This is a genomic window from Chryseobacterium sp. B21-037 (genome assembly GCF_028570785.1).
In the GTDB taxonomy this organism is placed as follows: Bacteria; Bacteroidota; Bacteroidia; order Flavobacteriales; family Weeksellaceae; genus Chryseobacterium; species Chryseobacterium proteolyticum.
The window spans coordinates 4,814,020-4,829,119 of the sequence record NZ_JALGCB010000001.1; the positions used below are offsets into that span (position 1 = coordinate 4,814,020).

At 36.9% G+C, this 15,100-nt stretch carries 17 protein-coding genes and 1 riboswitch; of the genes, 8 read left to right on the plus strand and 9 right to left on the minus strand.

Going from position 1 to position 15,100, the window contains the following annotated elements:
* Positions 1 to 5 precede the first annotated feature (5 nt).
* From MTQ00_RS21680 to MTQ00_RS21690, 3 genes are all read right to left on the minus strand, one after another.
* Positions 6 to 740, minus strand: a complete 735-nt coding sequence (locus tag MTQ00_RS21680) for a DEAD/DEAH box helicase (protein ID WP_273650957.1) — start codon at positions 738 to 740, stop codon at positions 6 to 8.
* Between the two features lie 180 nt (positions 741 to 920).
* Positions 921 to 1,076: a hypothetical protein gene (locus MTQ00_RS21685; RefSeq protein ID WP_273650958.1), complete on the minus strand. Its 156-nt coding sequence runs from the start codon at positions 1,074 to 1,076 to the stop codon at positions 921 to 923.
* 419 nt (positions 1,077 to 1,495) lie between these two features.
* Positions 1,496 to 2,008, minus strand: coding sequence for a hypothetical protein (locus tag MTQ00_RS21690; RefSeq protein ID WP_172276838.1), 513 nt, complete (start codon positions 2,006 to 2,008; stop codon positions 1,496 to 1,498).
* 140 nt (positions 2,009 to 2,148) lie between these two features.
* Between MTQ00_RS21690 and MTQ00_RS21695 the strand changes: the two genes are divergently transcribed.
* The 4 genes from MTQ00_RS21695 to MTQ00_RS21710 all read left to right on the plus strand — a co-directional run bounded on the left by MTQ00_RS21695 (position 2,149) and on the right by MTQ00_RS21710 (position 7,968).
* Positions 2,149 to 3,561 (plus strand): aminotransferase-like domain-containing protein, encoded by a 1,413-nt coding sequence (locus tag MTQ00_RS21695; protein WP_273650959.1) that lies wholly within the window; start codon positions 2,149 to 2,151, stop codon positions 3,559 to 3,561.
* A gap of 265 nt (positions 3,562 to 3,826) precedes the next feature.
* Positions 3,827 to 4,019, plus strand: a riboswitch (cobalamin riboswitch).
* Positions 4,020 to 4,424: 405 nt separating this feature from the next.
* Positions 4,425 to 5,333 (plus strand): methylisocitrate lyase, encoded by a 909-nt coding sequence (prpB, locus tag MTQ00_RS21700; protein ID WP_273650960.1) that lies wholly within the window; start codon positions 4,425 to 4,427, stop codon positions 5,331 to 5,333.
* Complete coding sequence (prpC, locus tag MTQ00_RS21705) at positions 5,326 to 6,471, plus strand: bifunctional 2-methylcitrate synthase/citrate synthase (RefSeq protein WP_273650961.1); 1,146 nt, start codon at positions 5,326 to 5,328, stop codon at positions 6,469 to 6,471. The genes prpB and prpC overlap by 8 nt, the downstream gene beginning before the upstream one ends.
* 45 nt (positions 6,472 to 6,516) lie before the next feature.
* Positions 6,517 to 7,968, plus strand: coding sequence for a bifunctional 2-methylcitrate dehydratase/aconitate hydratase (locus tag MTQ00_RS21710; RefSeq protein ID WP_273650962.1), 1,452 nt, complete (start codon positions 6,517 to 6,519; stop codon positions 7,966 to 7,968).
* A 171-nt stretch (positions 7,969 to 8,139) separates the two neighbouring features.
* On the opposite strand, the gene MTQ00_RS21715 is transcribed toward MTQ00_RS21710, so the two are convergent.
* The 5 genes from MTQ00_RS21715 to MTQ00_RS21735 form a co-directional block, all read right to left on the minus strand.
* Positions 8,140 to 8,469 carry a hypothetical protein gene (locus tag MTQ00_RS21715; protein WP_172276853.1) on the minus strand — a complete coding sequence of 110 codons (330 nt, stop codon included), beginning with the start codon at positions 8,467 to 8,469 and terminating at the stop codon, positions 8,140 to 8,142.
* Complete coding sequence (locus MTQ00_RS21720; RefSeq protein ID WP_273650963.1) at positions 8,466 to 8,864, minus strand: DUF4267 domain-containing protein; 399 nt, start codon at positions 8,862 to 8,864, stop codon at positions 8,466 to 8,468. The genes MTQ00_RS21715 and MTQ00_RS21720 overlap by 4 nt, the downstream gene beginning before the upstream one ends.
* A gap of 69 nt (positions 8,865 to 8,933) precedes the next feature.
* Entirely contained in the window at positions 8,934 to 9,509 is a 576-nt protein-coding gene (locus tag MTQ00_RS21725; RefSeq protein WP_172276859.1) for a Crp/Fnr family transcriptional regulator, read from the minus strand.
* Between the two features lie 119 nt (positions 9,510 to 9,628).
* Positions 9,629 to 10,219, minus strand: a complete 591-nt coding sequence (locus MTQ00_RS21730; protein WP_172276862.1) for a hypothetical protein — start codon at positions 10,217 to 10,219, stop codon at positions 9,629 to 9,631.
* Between the two features lie 235 nt (positions 10,220 to 10,454).
* On the minus strand, positions 10,455 to 10,868 hold the full coding sequence (locus MTQ00_RS21735) for a hypothetical protein (protein ID WP_273650964.1): 414 nt from the start codon (positions 10,866 to 10,868) through the stop codon (positions 10,455 to 10,457).
* Positions 10,869 to 11,021: 153 nt separating this feature from the next.
* Here MTQ00_RS21735 and MTQ00_RS21740 point away from each other — a divergent pair, with 153 nt between their 5' ends.
* From MTQ00_RS21740 to MTQ00_RS21755, 4 genes are read left to right on the plus strand one after another with little or no spacing between them, the layout of a single operon-like run.
* The gene (locus tag MTQ00_RS21740) at positions 11,022 to 11,585 is read left to right on the plus strand and encodes a TetR/AcrR family transcriptional regulator (RefSeq protein WP_273650965.1); all 564 of its coding nucleotides are present in this window, start codon (positions 11,022 to 11,024) and stop codon (positions 11,583 to 11,585) included.
* A 1-nt stretch (position 11,586) separates the two neighbouring features.
* Positions 11,587 to 12,999, plus strand: a complete 1,413-nt coding sequence (locus MTQ00_RS21745; protein ID WP_273650966.1) for an MFS transporter — start codon at positions 11,587 to 11,589, stop codon at positions 12,997 to 12,999.
* A gap of 3 nt (positions 13,000 to 13,002) precedes the next feature.
* Positions 13,003 to 13,512 carry a methylated-DNA--[protein]-cysteine S-methyltransferase gene (locus MTQ00_RS21750; RefSeq protein WP_273650967.1) on the plus strand — a complete coding sequence of 170 codons (510 nt, stop codon included), beginning with the start codon at positions 13,003 to 13,005 and terminating at the stop codon, positions 13,510 to 13,512.
* 25 nt (positions 13,513 to 13,537) lie between these two features.
* Entirely contained in the window at positions 13,538 to 14,188 is a 651-nt protein-coding gene (locus tag MTQ00_RS21755) for a DNA-3-methyladenine glycosylase family protein (protein ID WP_273650968.1), read from the plus strand.
* 77 nt (positions 14,189 to 14,265) lie between these two features.
* On the opposite strand, the gene MTQ00_RS21760 is transcribed toward MTQ00_RS21755, so the two are convergent.
* The gene (locus MTQ00_RS21760; RefSeq protein WP_273650969.1) at positions 14,266 to 15,012 is read right to left on the minus strand and encodes a nucleotidyltransferase domain-containing protein; all 747 of its coding nucleotides are present in this window, start codon (positions 15,010 to 15,012) and stop codon (positions 14,266 to 14,268) included.
* Between the last annotated feature and the right edge of the window lie 88 nt (positions 15,013 to 15,100).

Here is a 15,100-nt window from a genome sequence, read left to right on the forward strand (position 1 = left end):
TTTTATTATTTAGTTATTATATTAAAGTACTGGAGCGGATCGGCGTTATAAAGCCTGTCCGTTTTTTCTTTTTTTCCTACGGGTATCACTGTATGATCTGCATTTTTTTCTATAGGTGTAGGTTTAATCTCCACCGGGTTGCTTAGCAATGGATCAGCAAATCTTTTAACCTTGTCTGATATGACCGAAGAAAAAAGTAAGGTTTGTCTTTTATGAGGAAGAAGTTTAATAACTTTCTTCACATCATTCACAAAATTCGTATCGAGCATTTTATCTGCTTCATCTAAAACCAGGATTTCAATCCTGGAAAGACTGATAGGTCTCTGATTGATTAATTCAAGTAAAGCAGCAGGAGTTGTTATAAGAACGTCCACTCTTACTCTTAAAGCGGCAAGCTGATTTCCTTGTGATGTTCCATCATGAATGGTCAACTGGGATAAAGGAAGATATTTACTGTAAATTCTGAAATCTTCTTCAATCTCCACTGCTATTTCTTGTGTCGGCGTTAATACCAGTGTCCGTATTTCTTTATGTTCCGGTGCGCTTTTCTTCAACAGCTGAATAACAGGCATGGTAAATGCTGCTGTTTTTCCAGGTTCCTTAGGTCCAAACCCCAAAATATCTCTACCCATCAAAATCTGCGGAATAACATCCGCCTGTATTTCTGTCGGTTTAGAATATCCTGTCTCTGTAGCGGCGCGGATAATGGGATTAATTAAATTTAAATTTTTGAAATTCATTGATAAGGTTTGCCGAATCTTCGACCTTTGACCAATTCTTTATCAGGAATTGAATATTTATTTTATTGTTGGTGTATCGGAAAAAAATAATTTTTCCCGTTGTTTCATTTGCTTTGTTCACCAATAATCTGAATAAATAAAGATCGTTGCTGAGTTTGCAATAGCGTGGCATGCCTCACATTAAATGAGCACCTCTATACGCCCGTAAACCCTGGAGCCTGCGTAATGGTCTTCTTTTGTAATTTCTACTGAGAGTAAATCTCCTAAAGGAGTAAAAGGATCTTCAAATTGTTTTTCTATTCTTTGTTTTTTAAAGTTGCCTGTATATATATTCATTCAAGAAATAAATAAGGGTTAATTTTTGGCAGCTGAAAAAGCAAAAACTGAAAGAAAAAAATAAGTATTCTAAACTGTAACAGATAGCAAAGGCAGAGGCCTGGTTATTTATTAAGTGCAAAGATACGAAAAAATAAGGGATAATCGATGTTTTAATTAATTGATTTTCAAAAAATTGTTTAAAAACAGCTTTTAGCCATAAAGAATCGGGCTTCTGTTTGTAAATATAAGGTCAAAATCTTTTGTAATGGGTTGTTTTTTTAATTAATGTATTACATGATCCTGTCAGCAACATTATATCTGCTAACAGGATCTGTTTGTTGAGGTTGCTTTTCCTCCTCTAAGCTAAGAAAATTAAAATATTGTCCACATCTGTTCCAAAAAATAACAATGTAAATATGTGAAAGGAATAGTCTTATTTACTTCAGCTTCAGTTCGTATATTTTTGCAGGGAGTGAAAATGCTTTCAGTGTGGTCGTTTTTATAAATTCAAATCCAACCGAATTGAAGAATGAGAGCATGGGATCATCTTCAGTTATGCTGATCCAGATACGATCTGTAAAAGTAATAGCTGATCTGCTTTTGTTCCATAATGATTGTCTTATTTCAGGCTGATCATATTCAGGAAGGATAGAAAAATCAATTATTTCCGTCATTCTCTCCCCTTCATTTGCTTCCGGATATAATGATCCGCTTTTAAAAAGGCAATAACCGACGGGTTCATGATCTGCAAACACCATAATGAGCTGGGTGGATAAGTCATTCAGGATATTGATCATTTTCCTGTATTCTACATTTTCGGCAAGGTATTCTTCAATTTTTTCCGATGAAACTTTTCCAGAATAGGTATTTCTGATATATGGTCTCATGACAGCAAAAAGGTGATCGATTCCCTGGTCTGATCCTACGGTAAATTTGGATATAATTTCCATTATGATTCTTTTTTACCCAAAGCTAATGGATTATTAAACTGTTGTATGAGTACAGTTGAGTACAATTGAATCAGTACAGTTGGTTTTTAATCATTTGTGCGAACACATTTGTACATTTGTTATGAAAAAGATGAAACGCCATGAAGACGTACAGATATGAGATTTTTACCACTACTATTGAAGATAAAATAAAGACTGGAATGTTAAAGCCCGGCACCCGTCTACCATCTGTGAGAGAGATTAAAGAAAATTATCATCTGAGTACAAGTTCGGTTCAAAGTGGTTATGATCATCTGGTGATGAAAGGATGGGTGAAAAATATTCCCCGCTCCGGTTATTTTGTAGCAGATGATGTTCCACAAATAAGCAGTGAAAACTTACCACTTTACCCGGTCTCAAAAAATGAAGTTTTCAATAAAAATGTTGCTCTGATTTCATCAAGAAATAAGCCCTCCGAATATGCCTCATTTAATTCGGCGGCACCTACGGATCTATTGATTCCGCAAAAGCTCATTTTAAAAAAAATGCAGAAAGTGATCCGCGAAAAAGGGACTTCACTTCTTCGCTACTATCCTGCTAACGGGTCTTTAGAACTAAGAGATCTTATCGCTAAACGTACTTCTCAATATGGATACACATTGCATCCTGAAAAATTAATCATTACTGATGGAGCATTGCAGGCACTTTACATTGCCCTGGCATCTGTGACGAATGCCGGTGACCTCATTGCTGTTGAAAGTCCGTGCGTTTTTTCTGTTTTGGAAGTAATTGCCAATCTGAAACTTAAAGTCATAGAAATTCCTGTCCGGGATAGAAATGGTTTTGATACGGCATATTTAAAAAAGATATGCGCGGATCATGATATCAGATCTCTTGTAGTTACACCTAATTTTCACAATCCTACAGGAATTCTGATGTCGGAAACTGTAAAAAAAGAACTGCTTTCCATTGCGGAAGAATATGAGTTTCCGATTATCGAAAATGATATTTACGGAGACCTTTATTTTGGCAATGAGAGACCTTCGGGGATCGGGAGTTTTGATACCGGTGGTTGGGTAATAACTTTTTCTTCTTTTTCCAAAACATTGGCTCCCGGTATTCGCCTGGGATGGATGCATTCGGGAAAATTCCATGCGGAAGCAGAGAGAACCAGGTTTGCCTTAGGAAGATCTGTTGCTCCGGTATATCAGGAACTGGTCATTAAACTGCTTGAAGACCATAGCTATGATAAACATTTGCGTTCATTTCGTAAACAGCTATATAAGCAGGCCAAAGATGTGTTAGAGATATTAAAAAGCCATTTTCCGGATGGGGCTTATTTTGAAGATCCTCAGGGTGGATACAGCATTTGGGGAAGTTTGCCTGAAGGAGTGGATATGGAGAAATTTTACGCTTATTGCGAACAGCAAAGAATATTATTTACTCCCGGAGAAATTTTTAGCCTTACCGATCAGTTCAGGTACCATTTCAGGATTATTTTTGCAGAACGTATCACATCCCATAGCCTGTTGGCTTTGCAAAATATAGGTGAGAATTTGAAACAGATATTGTGAGTGTTTTTCAGGCTTTTATCTGTTAATTCAGAATCATATTTTCATATTGAGAGCATATGCTTTTCTCAATAATCGTGTTTGTCGGATTTTTTTGCAAGTGATTTTTACATAATCAAGATCATTTTAATTATGATTTTGAAAATTGAAAATATATTTATAATGCCTATTTTCAAAGAATTACGAATTCCTAACTGTTGTTCGTAAATAATTATTTTCGTGTTTCAATAAAATACCTATATTTACCACCAAGGAGTTCATTTATACTTCTTTATCAACCGGAATTGGTTACACTTAGCTGTGAATTAAAAGGGAATCGTGTGTGAATCACGAACTGTCGCGCAACTGTAAGTAACACTCAAAAGGTTTTTATCAATCAGGGTTCACTGTTCTTTTTTTGAATGGGAAGGACGATAAAAATTGTTACAAGTCAGGAGACCTGCCTATTTCGAATTGACGATGCTTTCGCGATCTGAAGCTTATAGTCAGGTATGATACGATGTGATAACAGTGCCCGATATCTTTTTGTGTACATTATCATTTTTAAGAAATGGTTTACAGGTTTTGCTTTTCAGGGCTGTATCATTTCTACAGCTTGCTCGTATTAGTCCCTTTCCATAATTTTCTCTTTTACAAAGTATTGTGAAGTTTTATCAGCACCTTTTATATTGATTTATAAGCATTACAGGCTGATGGCAGCAATCTTTGACCGGATTGTTATTACATGAAAATGTAATGAGGCTGTTCAACCATTCATTAAGGTTTATAGGTCGTTTAATTATTTTAATCATTTAAAGAATAATCTTTCTTTAAATTGTTGGAAGAATGTGAGTTAAAATACATCAAAACGAACAATAATATTAAAGATGAGTAAAAATGTAAGTCTAGAGTCTGCCGGATTACGTTTCCGGGAGACGATGCAAAAAGAAAACCCTCTTCAGATTGTCGGGGCTATCAATGCCAATCATGCATTGCTGGCGCAGCAAGCAGGATTCAATGCTATTTATCTTTCCGGAGGAGGAGTTGCTGCAGGATCGTTGGGAATTCCGGATCTGGGAATTACGACCCTTGAGGATGTTCTGATCGATATTCAACGAATAACCAATGTATGTGATTTACCTCTATTGGTGGATGTAGATACGGGGTTTGGTCCTTCGGCATTCAACGTAGCAAGAACTGTAAAATCATTAATTAAAGCCGGAGCAGGTGCTTTGCATATTGAAGACCAGGTGGGAGCGAAACGTTGTGGGCACCGTCCAGGTAAAGAAGTGGTAAGCAAAGAGGAAATGGTAGACCGTTTGAAGGCTGCTGTTGATGCTCGGACGGATGAAAATTTTGTGATCGGGGCACGTACTGATGCTTTTGCCAATGAAGGGCTTGAAAAAACATTGGAAAGGGCTGTTGCCTATAAAGAAGCCGGAGCAGATTTCATCTTTGCGGAGGCTGTTCCTGATTTAAGCTATTATCAAAAGTTTGTAGACGCTACAGGTATTCCTGTACTGGCCAATATTACAGAATTCGGAATGATTAAAATGTATACTGCTGATGAACTGAAAGATGCGGGAGTCGGTTTGATTTTATATCCCCTTTCTGCTTTCCGGGCGGCAAATAAGGCAGCACTGAATGTTTACGAGCATATCCGGAAAGATGGAACCCAGGCTCATGTAATTGATACCATGCAGACCCGGGAAGAACTTTACAAAAGTATTGGATACCATGATTACGAACAAAAATTAGATAACCTATTTAAACAGAACAAGAATGTCAATGAATAACGAACCAACATTTAAGCCTAAGAAAAGTGTAGCGCTTTCCGGGGTTGCCGCAGGTAATACTGCACTTTGCAGTGTAGGAAAAAGTGGAAATGATCTCCATTACAGAGGTTATGACATTTTGGACCTCGCAGAAAAAGCAGAATTTGAGGAGGTAGCCTATCTTCTTATTTACGGACAGCTACCAACAGGAGCCCAGTTAAAAAACTATAAAGCCAAATTGAAATCACTGAGAGGATTACCACATTCTGTAAGAAATATCCTGAAAAGTATTCCTGCAGCTGCCCATCCGATGGATGTAATGCGCTCCATGGTTTCAGCAATTGGAAGTATTCAGCCTGAAAAAGACGATCATAATGTGGCGGGAGCAAGGGATATTGCAGACAAATTACTGGCATCATTCAGTTCCGGACTTTTGTATTGGTATCATTATACGCATAACGGAAAAGAGATTGATGTAGAAACTGATGATGATACTATTGGGGGCCATTTTCTTCACCTGTTGCATGGTAAAAAAGCACCCGATTCCTGGGTGAAGGCAATGGAAATCTCTCTTAATCTGTATGCAGAGCATGAATTTAACGCTTCCACTTTTACTGCGCGTGTTATTGCGGGAACCTCTTCAGATTTTTATTCCTGTATAACGGGAGCTATCGGCGCTTTAAGAGGTCCTAAACATGGTGGGGCGAATGAAGTGGCTTTCGAAATTCAGAGTCGTTATAATTCCCCGGATGAAGCGGAAGAGGATATCAGAAGGCGTATTGGTAACAAAGAAGTAATTATTGGATTTGGACATCCGGTGTACACTATATCGGATCCGCGAAACGTAGTGATAAAAAAAGTAGCGAAAGAACTTTCCGAAGAGGCAGGAGATATGTTGCTTTATCATATTGCTGAAAGGCTGGAAACCATAATGTGGGAAGAAAAGAAAATGTTCCCTAACCTGGATTGGTTCTCAGCGGTTTCGTATCATCTGATGGGAGTACCAACCCTTATGTTCACTCCGTTATTTGTTATTTCAAGAGTCACCGGATGGAGTGCCCACATCATTGAACAAAGGCAGGATGGCAAAATTATCCGTCCAAGTGCCAATTACACCGGGCCTGAAAATAAAGAATTTGTTCCTATCACAAGCAGATAATACAATCAATTTAAAATATAAACTAATTAAACTTAAAACAAAAAGATGTCATCACACATTTCAAATGAAAGACCACAACCGGATCAGGTATTAACAGATATTGCAGATTACGTATTGAACTTCGAAATTAAAAACGACCTGGCCTGGAAAACGGCCCACTACTGCCTTTTAGATACTATTGGATGTGGATTGGAAGCTTTAACTTATCCTGCATGTACGAAATTATTGGGACCTATTGTAAAAGGAACTGTTGTTCCGAATGGTGCAAAAGTGCCGGGAACTCAGTTTCAACTGGATCCGGTTCAGGCGGCTTTCAATATTGGAGCTATTATTCGTTGGCTGGATTTTAATGATACATGGCTAGCTGCAGAATGGGGACATCCTTCTGATAACTTAGGAGGAATTTTAGCAACCGCTGACTGGTTGTCCAGAACCCATATTGCAGAAGGAAAAGCTCCTTTGAAAATGAAGCAGGTGCTGGAAGCCATGATCATGGCGCATGAAATTCAGGGAGTAATTGCTCTTGAAAATTCATTCAACAGAGTAGGTTTAGATCACGTTTTATTAGTGAAGTTGGCTTCTACGGCCGTTGTAGGGAAATTAATTGGATTAACCCGTGATGAGCTGATCAATGCGATCTCATTGGCCTTTGTGGACGGACAATCTTTAAGAACATACCGTCACGCTCCTAATACAGGAAGTCGTAAGTCATGGGCAGCCGGAGATGCCACTTCCAGAGCTGTGCGTTTAGCATTAATTGCCAAAACCGGCGAAATGGGTTATCCTTCGGTACTTACGGCTAAAATATGGGGATTCTATGATGTTTCATTTAAAGGAAATGAATTCAAATTTCAGCGTGAATACGGTTCTTATGTAATGGAGAATGTATTGTTTAAGATCTCTTTCCCTGCTGAATTCCATTCACAAACAGCCGTGGAAGCAGCTATGACATTGCACCATCAATTAAAAGGGATGGGTAAAACAACTGAAGATATTAAAAAAATTACTATTCGTACGCATGAAGCGGCTATCAGGATTATCGATAAAAAAGGTCCCCTGAATAATCCTGCAGACAGAGATCATGCGATTCAATATATGGTAGCGGTACCTCTTATCTTCGGAAGGCTGACTGCTGCCGACTATGAAGATAATATTGCTTCAGATCCAAGGATTGATATTCTTCGTGATAAAATTGAATGTATCGAGGAGGTTCAGTTTACCACTGATTACCATGATCCTGAAAAACGTTCCATTGCCAATGCATTAACAGTAGAGTTAAATGACGGAACTGTTTTGGAAGAAGTAAAAGTAGAGTATCCTATAGGACATAAACGAAGAAGGGATGAAGGAATTCCTGAACTGATTAAAAAGTATAAATTGAATCTCGCCCGTATATTCCCGGAAAAGCAGCAAAGACTTGTATTGGAAAATTCTCTGGAGTATGATAAGCTGGTTAACCTCAATGTTAATGAGTTTGTGGATCTTTTGATTGTTTAATTATCTGAAATTCAATAAATAATTTCAGAAAAATAAAATAAATACTGACTTACCAAACACCTTAAAACAGATATTTGATTTTTTTTCAAAGCCTGAACAATCGTGAAGTTCAGGCTTTGATATGTAATAACTTTTTATTGAAAATAAAATTGAAATTGTATCGAAGAATACCTACGTTTTGATGACTCCTATCAAGCCTGCAAGGATAGCCATTCCGAATAAAAGATAGAACACTTTCGTTGGAACATTTTTCCCACTGTATATTCCGCAAAAAGTTGAAACTCCTAAAAACAAAAATGATTTTGGTATGATCTTATACAAATTGATGTGAGGGTATTTCAGGACGACAAGGAGAATTCCTGTTAATAAAATGGTAACTCCAATAAGAATGTTTTTTTTATGAAGGACCTTATTCTGTTGAGGAAATAATATGGCAAGCTGAATAATAAATACTAAGAATGCGATGAAATGTAAAACCAGAACGATATTAAATAAAATCATGATAGTATTAGTTTATGGTTTTGTAAATAATAAAATCCACACGACAGACAAATGATAACGGCGATCAGGTGGGAAAGTAAATGACCGGCTGTGGAGCCAGGATGTGATAGTACGACGAAGAAGTCTGTAGCTGGAATGATAGTTCCTAAAACCAGGATAACACCTAATGCGAAGAACTGTTTTTTCCCTAAAAGAAGGATAATGATCAATCCAAAGAAAAAATCACGGATTCCTTTGATATACTGAAAAGAAAAATCCCCATTGGTAACAGTACGGATACCATAATCTATTTCAGCACCAACAGGATTAATAAAAAAGCGGATTCCAATGTAAAGTAAACCAATACCTGAAATGAGGCTAAGCCAGAATGATGTTTTTTGTTGTAAACGTTTCATAAGAACTTTATTTTGTTGATACAAAATTCTTCAACGTTTAATAGAAATTGATGCACCCAGGTTAATAAATCATAAAAGTGATATTCTTTTTCTGATTCTGCTCAATGATTGTGGCTTTACTCCCACATAGGAAGCAATATAATATTGAGATATCCTTTGTTGCAGATCAAAATGCTCCTTAATAAATTTTTCGTAGCGGGATTTTGGAGAATCCGTATAAAATGAATTCCTGTCTTTTAATGTTTTGATAAGAACATACTCAATAGATAGCCGTCCAAATCGCTCTCCATTTTTTACCTGTTCATACAGCTTCTGAAGATTTTCATAGCTGATGGTCCAGATCCGGGTATTTTCTAAAGCCTGAATGAGTTGCTTAGATGGTGTCTGCGGGCCAAAGCTTTCAAAATTACAGGTAAATTCATTTTCTTTTGAGAAGCCATAAGTTCTTTCTTCCCCATCATCATTGATGTAATAACGGACAAGACCATTTTCAATAAAGCCGACATATTTGCAGATTTCACCTTCCTTAAGGAAAAAATCTCCTTTTTTATATTCTTTCAATCTGAATAAGTTCTGAATTATTTTTTCTTCATCATAACTTATTTCTACTATCTTTTTTATAGCCACAAGTAAAGCATTATCCATTCTAAAACAATTTAGTTAGCGGTAAAACTTATATCAACAGTATAATTTTGATAATATGGAAAGTTACGGCTTTCAATTAAAGAATAATAAACTTTGCGCTCAGTATTTTATTGAGCAGATTACTGATATTGGTATTCGATATTACTCCACAAAACAACATCACCGGATTCGGTCATTTCTGCTGGTTTATTAAAAGCACTTTTACCGAAAATAGTTTCATATTGTGTAACACCAAAAGTGTTCGTTTGTGAAATCAGCATGGGTCCGAAATCAGTTCTTGGAACTTTTTTTACATACCGTAGTGATCTCTTTAATGTAAATGAAGATTTTTCTCTGTTAAAATTACCGATATAGGTCAATTCGTTATGATCATTGATAAATACAGAATCCTTGTCCATTGTAATGGTATATTTTATGCCGGCTGATGTTTCGGAAATCAGCTGTAAAGAGCTGTTTTTTATGTCAAGACTTATTTTCCTCCATATTGGTTCCTGATAAGTTCCCCAATAAGCAGTCAGATAAGATTCGCCGGGATCAGATTCCTGGGCAATCGGTCCTTTATAAAGAGTAACATTTTTTACAAGATAATTTTTATATTCCAGGTTATATAATGTTTTTTCCGTTGGTTTTGGTTTTTCAGAAATATCATCATTTCCCGCACATGAAATGAGTAATGTCGAAACTAAAAGAATATTGAGAATAGGTTTCATTGCAATTTAAAATTGTATCGTCAGGATAGTTTTTACGTATGTTTAATTCACGGTAAAGATACTTATTATTGTATTAAATCTCCTCAAATACTTTATATATGGGCTTTTTAATAATTGTTAAATTTGCAATGAGCTAGTTTTTAGTAATTTAATTTTTGACAGTATTCATTAAATTGCGTCAAAAATGTGATGGAAAAAATACTTTCTTCAATTCTAATAAGGTTGACTGTTTAATTTAATAAGCCCTTTCAATATTGATTTCTTCATAAGTGTCCCACATATCAGTAGTGATTTTCGTTACCGTTAGTTCATTGCCATTTATTGAAGCTTTGTAATTGACAAAATTAAGGGTCATATTTGAAGAGGAACTGTTATAATATCCCTTTTGTATTTCATATTTTTCGCAGTTTATGTACGATACAAAAGTTGCAGGAGTAGTATCGATAAGCTGATCGATCTGGTAGTATGATTTTGCAGCACAGGTACCATCATGCGATACGGTAAAGGTTACCACCCCATTTTTTTTCTTAAACGACTGGTACAAATAGTATCTGGTAGATTTTTTAGATGGGGCAGGAGAAGTATAATCCGAATCACTTATGCAGGAAGTAAGAAAAAGAATTGATAAGACCAGCAGGAACACTTTCATAATTTGATGTTTTTGCAAAGATATACTTTGATATTATATAATGCTATTACTTTCATTAATGGATATCTTAACATAGCTTTTGATATATACATTATAGAAAAAAGTGAAAATTTAAATATACAAGTCTGTCTATTTAATTTATATCTTTGTACCATGAAACAAAGAGGACAAGTTGTAACCGACAGGATATTGGATACCGCCGAACGTTTATTTTATAGACAGGGTTATAGTAATACCGGTATCAATCAGATCATTCAAGAGGCTGATATTGCCAAGGCATCTTTGTATAAACATTTTGAAACAAAGACGGACCTGTTGATCGCTTATATCCGCCGTACGCATGAGCTATGGTTCAGCAGGCTGGAAAGCAGTGTCAACAAAGTTAAAGATCCTAAACAGAAACTACTGGCACTTTTTGATCATCACACCGAACGTCAGAAATTCAGGCAGTTCGGAGGCTGTCCGTTCATTAAAGCAAATGATGAAGCAGGGACAAGTGATCCGGAAGTTTTAGCCGAAATACAATCAGCTAAAGTGCACAGTAAAGAATTTATAAAAACCCTTGTTGAAAATTCCGGACATAAGAAAATATTGTCTGATGAAGAGCTGGCAGAAACAATCTACGTTATGCTGGAAGGCGCTATTGTTACCGCCTCCGTCTTTAAAAAACCTGACGAAATTCATTCTGCCAAAAAAATCATTGAAAAACTGATCTAGAATGAAAGATATAAAAAATAAGTGGCTGGAGCTGATCATTGTATTGGCTGCACCTTTACTTTCTGTAATTGATGTATTCATCATCAACGTGGCGATACCTACCATTAAAAAAGGAGTTCATGCGACTGATGGCGAAATGCAGTTCGTTATTGCGGGATACTTGCTTGGTTATGCTGCTTTTCTTATTACCGGAGGTAGAGCGGGAGACCATTTTGGAAGAAAGAAAGTTTTCTTTTGGGGAATGTTTGCCTTTACAGTTGCTTCATGCTTATGTGGTCTTTCGCAATCCTCTTTTCAGCTGAATGCAACCAGGATACTCCAGGGGCTCAGTGCATCATGTATGGTTCCGCAAACCATAGCGTTTATACAAGTTCTTTTTACTGATACTAAAGAGCGGGCAAAAGCATTTGGCCTGTATGGTATAACACTTGGAACTGCTGCAGCCATCGGTCAAATGCTGGGAGGATACCTATCGGATACCCATTGGTTCATAGAAGGCTGGAGACTCGTGTTTTTTATCAATCTTCCTATCGGGATCGTTACACTTTGGGCAACTCATAAATACCTCACGGAAACCCCGAAACATGAGTCTACAAAATTCGACTATACAGGAATATTGATTTTAACACTGGCATTATTTTCCCTTATTTATCCCCTGATCCAGGGTCGTGAATCAGGGTGGCCGGTGTGGAGTTTTGCATTGCTTATTTTATCAGCCATTTTGTTTACATTTTTTATTTATAATCAGAAAATTAAACTTTCCAGAAATGGAAACCCTTTGATTGATGTAAGATTATTTAGAATAAAAGATTTCAATATCGGTCTGGTTGCGGTATTATTTCATTTTATGCTGCATACGGCATATCTTTTACTCAGTGCCGTTTATTTACAAAATGGATTGGGTATCTCAGCAATGGATAGCGGATTGTACTTTGTTGTTCCCGGGATTTTATTTATCATATCATCTCTTATGGCGTCGAGGCTGATTGTTATATTTGGAAAAAGAGTATTACAAGTGGGAGTGGTTATTCTGTTTATGGCATTTTATCTCCAGATGACACTTTGGAAACCCGGGATCAGTACCTCGCTGATTATCGGTCTAATGGGAATGTGGGGACTCGGAAACGGATTGGTCCTTCCTTCATTATTAAATGTTGCTCTGAAAAATGTACCTTCACAGTATGCAGGTGCAGCTGCTGGAATCTATTCAACTTTTCAGCAAACAGCATCGGCACTGGGAGTAAGTATCATTGGAGGTGTGTTCTTTTATTTTTCAAAAGACGGCTGGCAGGAGGCTTACCATTTCGGGGTTATCTGTCTGTTGATTTGCGTTGTAATCGTAGGGCTGATGTTACAGTTACTTCCCGGAGCAAAATCGGTAAACGAAACTAATGGAAAAGTACTTAAAACATGAACCATGGATGATAAAAGGCTAGTATACAAAGATGTTTCTTCTCCTGTCGGATTAATCAGGGTAATCGCTTCAGATGTGGGGCTTGTGGCTATAATCTGGGAAGGCGAAGATTATAAAAGAACCCAACTTTCTATTCCGGAAAGGGAAGATCTGCACCCTATACTTTTACAGACGGAAAAAGAGTTAAAAGAATATTTTGAAAACAGCAGAAAAGTCTTTGATGTTCCATTGGATCTGGAAGGAACGGAATTTCAGATTAAAGTCTGGAAAGCTTTATTGAAAATTCCTTATGGTATGACAAAAACCTACGGGGACCTGGCTAAGATTCTGGGAGATACAAAAGCAGTACGTGCAGTAGGCGGTGCTCTAAATAAGAACCCCATCTCAATTATTGTCCCTTGTCATAGAGTAGTAGGAGCGTCAGGGAAATTGGTGGGCTTTGCCGGAGGGTTGGAAAACAAATTAATTTTACTTGATCTCGAGAAAAGCTTCAGAATGCCGTCTTTATTTTAAATTTAATATAAAAAAAACAGATTGTATGGAATCAACATCGGAGACCAGAGTTTTTAACCTTGAAAATTTCCATCAGCTATGTGAGCATTTAGCAGCTCATGATCAGGATTTAAGGGAAGTTTTAGAAAACCACGGTTACCCGCCGATGTGGACCCGTGAGAACACTTTTGAAACACTAGTCCATATTATTCTGGAGCAACAGGTTTCATTGGCTTCTGCTTTAGCTGCCCTCAATAAACTAAAAGAAAAAATGCAGGAGATTACTCCTGAACATATTCTCAAACTTACGGATGAAGAGTTGAGAAAATGCTATGTAAGTCGGCAGAAGATTGTATATATCAGAGGTCTTGCAGAAGCCATTATAAAAGGTGAAATAGATCTTGAAAAGCTATCGGAAATGTCGGATGACGAAGCACGTAAAACATTAGTAAGCCTAAAAGGAATAGGTAACTGGACAGTTGATGTTTATCTGATGTTTACCCTTCAGCGGGCAGATATATTCCCGATTGGGGACCTGGCTGCGGTCAATGCTTTAAAACGTTTGAAACAACTTCCGTCCAAAGTTGCCAGAGAAGAAATACTTGAAATCAGTGAACAGTGGAAACCCTTCAGGTCTGTCGCTTCTATGATGCTCTGGCACTATTATTTGTCTAATGCGAAAAAGAGGACCGGATGAAAACCATTATTGAATCGTAGTTTTACGTAAAGATAATCTCAAAAATTATTCTTCTTTCAACTCTTCAAAATAAAGCATTACTTTTTTTCAGTTTCATCTTGTAAGATTATGTTGTTGCCGAAGAGGACGTTCCTTAATTTCCGGTATAATAAAACTGAATGGTGGAGGCATTCCAATAATGAGTGCCGATTGTATTGTGGCAGGGTAAGTTTTAAATCTTCAAGATCTTTAATATCCAGATCTGTTTCTACTTTTCTTACACCTCTCGGTAAATTATTGTTTTTGATATGGAGGAGTGGTCCAAAGACACTCATCCTCAAAAAACCTAAGAAGTCAAAGGCTTCAAAATACTCACCTCGACCCACCTTCAGTAAAGCGTAATGTATCCATATCCAAAACCGGTCTTCAATCCACTGATAGTCCGGATACGGAAAACTGGAGACGGAATGGTCGATAACTTTCTGAAGTCTGCCATTTTTGTCAAGAAGAATGGTGGGTGTTTCAACTCTTTCATGAAATTCCTCCAAAGTGACAAATTTTAGATCTACATGCAAGAGAGGGTTGTCATATAAACAAATTAAAAGCCTTGGTTCCCCAACATGCTCACCTGTAAATGCTGAAAGGAAATTACCCAAACGTTTTGCATAATCAATCATCACATTTTTGTCTCCGGTAACTTTTTGTTCGGTTACAATAATCAAATCCAGATCAGAAAATTCATCCATCTGATCTGATATCCATGAGCCTCCGACAGCCAAACCAATGATGGTCTCATCAGTTTGCAGAATCTCTTTAGCCTTGTTTGCAAATTCAACCTGTATCATTTCGACGTTTTAATAGCGGTATTGTTTTTATATGTCAAGAAGCCTAAATTATAAAAAATAACAAATAGGTGAGCTAATATATTTTAAA

Coding starts and splice junctions, on each gene's coding strand:
- MTQ00_RS21680 (WP_273650957.1), bottom strand. CDS start 740: ATGAATTTCAAAAATTTAAATTTAATTAATCCCATTATCCGCGCCGCT.
- MTQ00_RS21685 (WP_273650958.1), bottom strand. CDS start 1,076: ATGAATATATATACAGGCAACTTTAAAAAACAAAGAATAGAAAAACAA.
- MTQ00_RS21690 (WP_172276838.1), bottom strand. CDS start 2,008: ATGGAAATTATATCCAAATTTACCGTAGGATCAGACCAGGGAATCGAT.
- MTQ00_RS21695 (WP_273650959.1), top strand. CDS start 2,149: ATGAAGACGTACAGATATGAGATTTTTACCACTACTATTGAAGATAAA.
- prpB (WP_273650960.1), top strand. CDS start 4,425: ATGAGTAAAAATGTAAGTCTAGAGTCTGCCGGATTACGTTTCCGGGAG.
- prpC (WP_273650961.1), top strand. CDS start 5,326: ATGAATAACGAACCAACATTTAAGCCTAAGAAAAGTGTAGCGCTTTCC.
- MTQ00_RS21710 (WP_273650962.1), top strand. CDS start 6,517: ATGTCATCACACATTTCAAATGAAAGACCACAACCGGATCAGGTATTA.
- MTQ00_RS21715 (WP_172276853.1), bottom strand. CDS start 8,469: ATGATTTTATTTAATATCGTTCTGGTTTTACATTTCATCGCATTCTTA.
- MTQ00_RS21720 (WP_273650963.1), bottom strand. CDS start 8,864: ATGAAACGTTTACAACAAAAAACATCATTCTGGCTTAGCCTCATTTCA.
- MTQ00_RS21725 (WP_172276859.1), bottom strand. CDS start 9,509: ATGGATAATGCTTTACTTGTGGCTATAAAAAAGATAGTAGAAATAAGT.
- MTQ00_RS21730 (WP_172276862.1), bottom strand. CDS start 10,219: ATGAAACCTATTCTCAATATTCTTTTAGTTTCGACATTACTCATTTCA.
- MTQ00_RS21735 (WP_273650964.1), bottom strand. CDS start 10,868: ATGAAAGTGTTCCTGCTGGTCTTATCAATTCTTTTTCTTACTTCCTGC.
- MTQ00_RS21740 (WP_273650965.1), top strand. CDS start 11,022: ATGAAACAAAGAGGACAAGTTGTAACCGACAGGATATTGGATACCGCC.
- MTQ00_RS21745 (WP_273650966.1), top strand. CDS start 11,587: ATGAAAGATATAAAAAATAAGTGGCTGGAGCTGATCATTGTATTGGCT.
- MTQ00_RS21750 (WP_273650967.1), top strand. CDS start 13,003: ATGGATGATAAAAGGCTAGTATACAAAGATGTTTCTTCTCCTGTCGGA.
- MTQ00_RS21755 (WP_273650968.1), top strand. CDS start 13,538: ATGGAATCAACATCGGAGACCAGAGTTTTTAACCTTGAAAATTTCCAT.
- MTQ00_RS21760 (WP_273650969.1), bottom strand. CDS start 15,012: ATGATACAGGTTGAATTTGCAAACAAGGCTAAAGAGATTCTGCAAACT.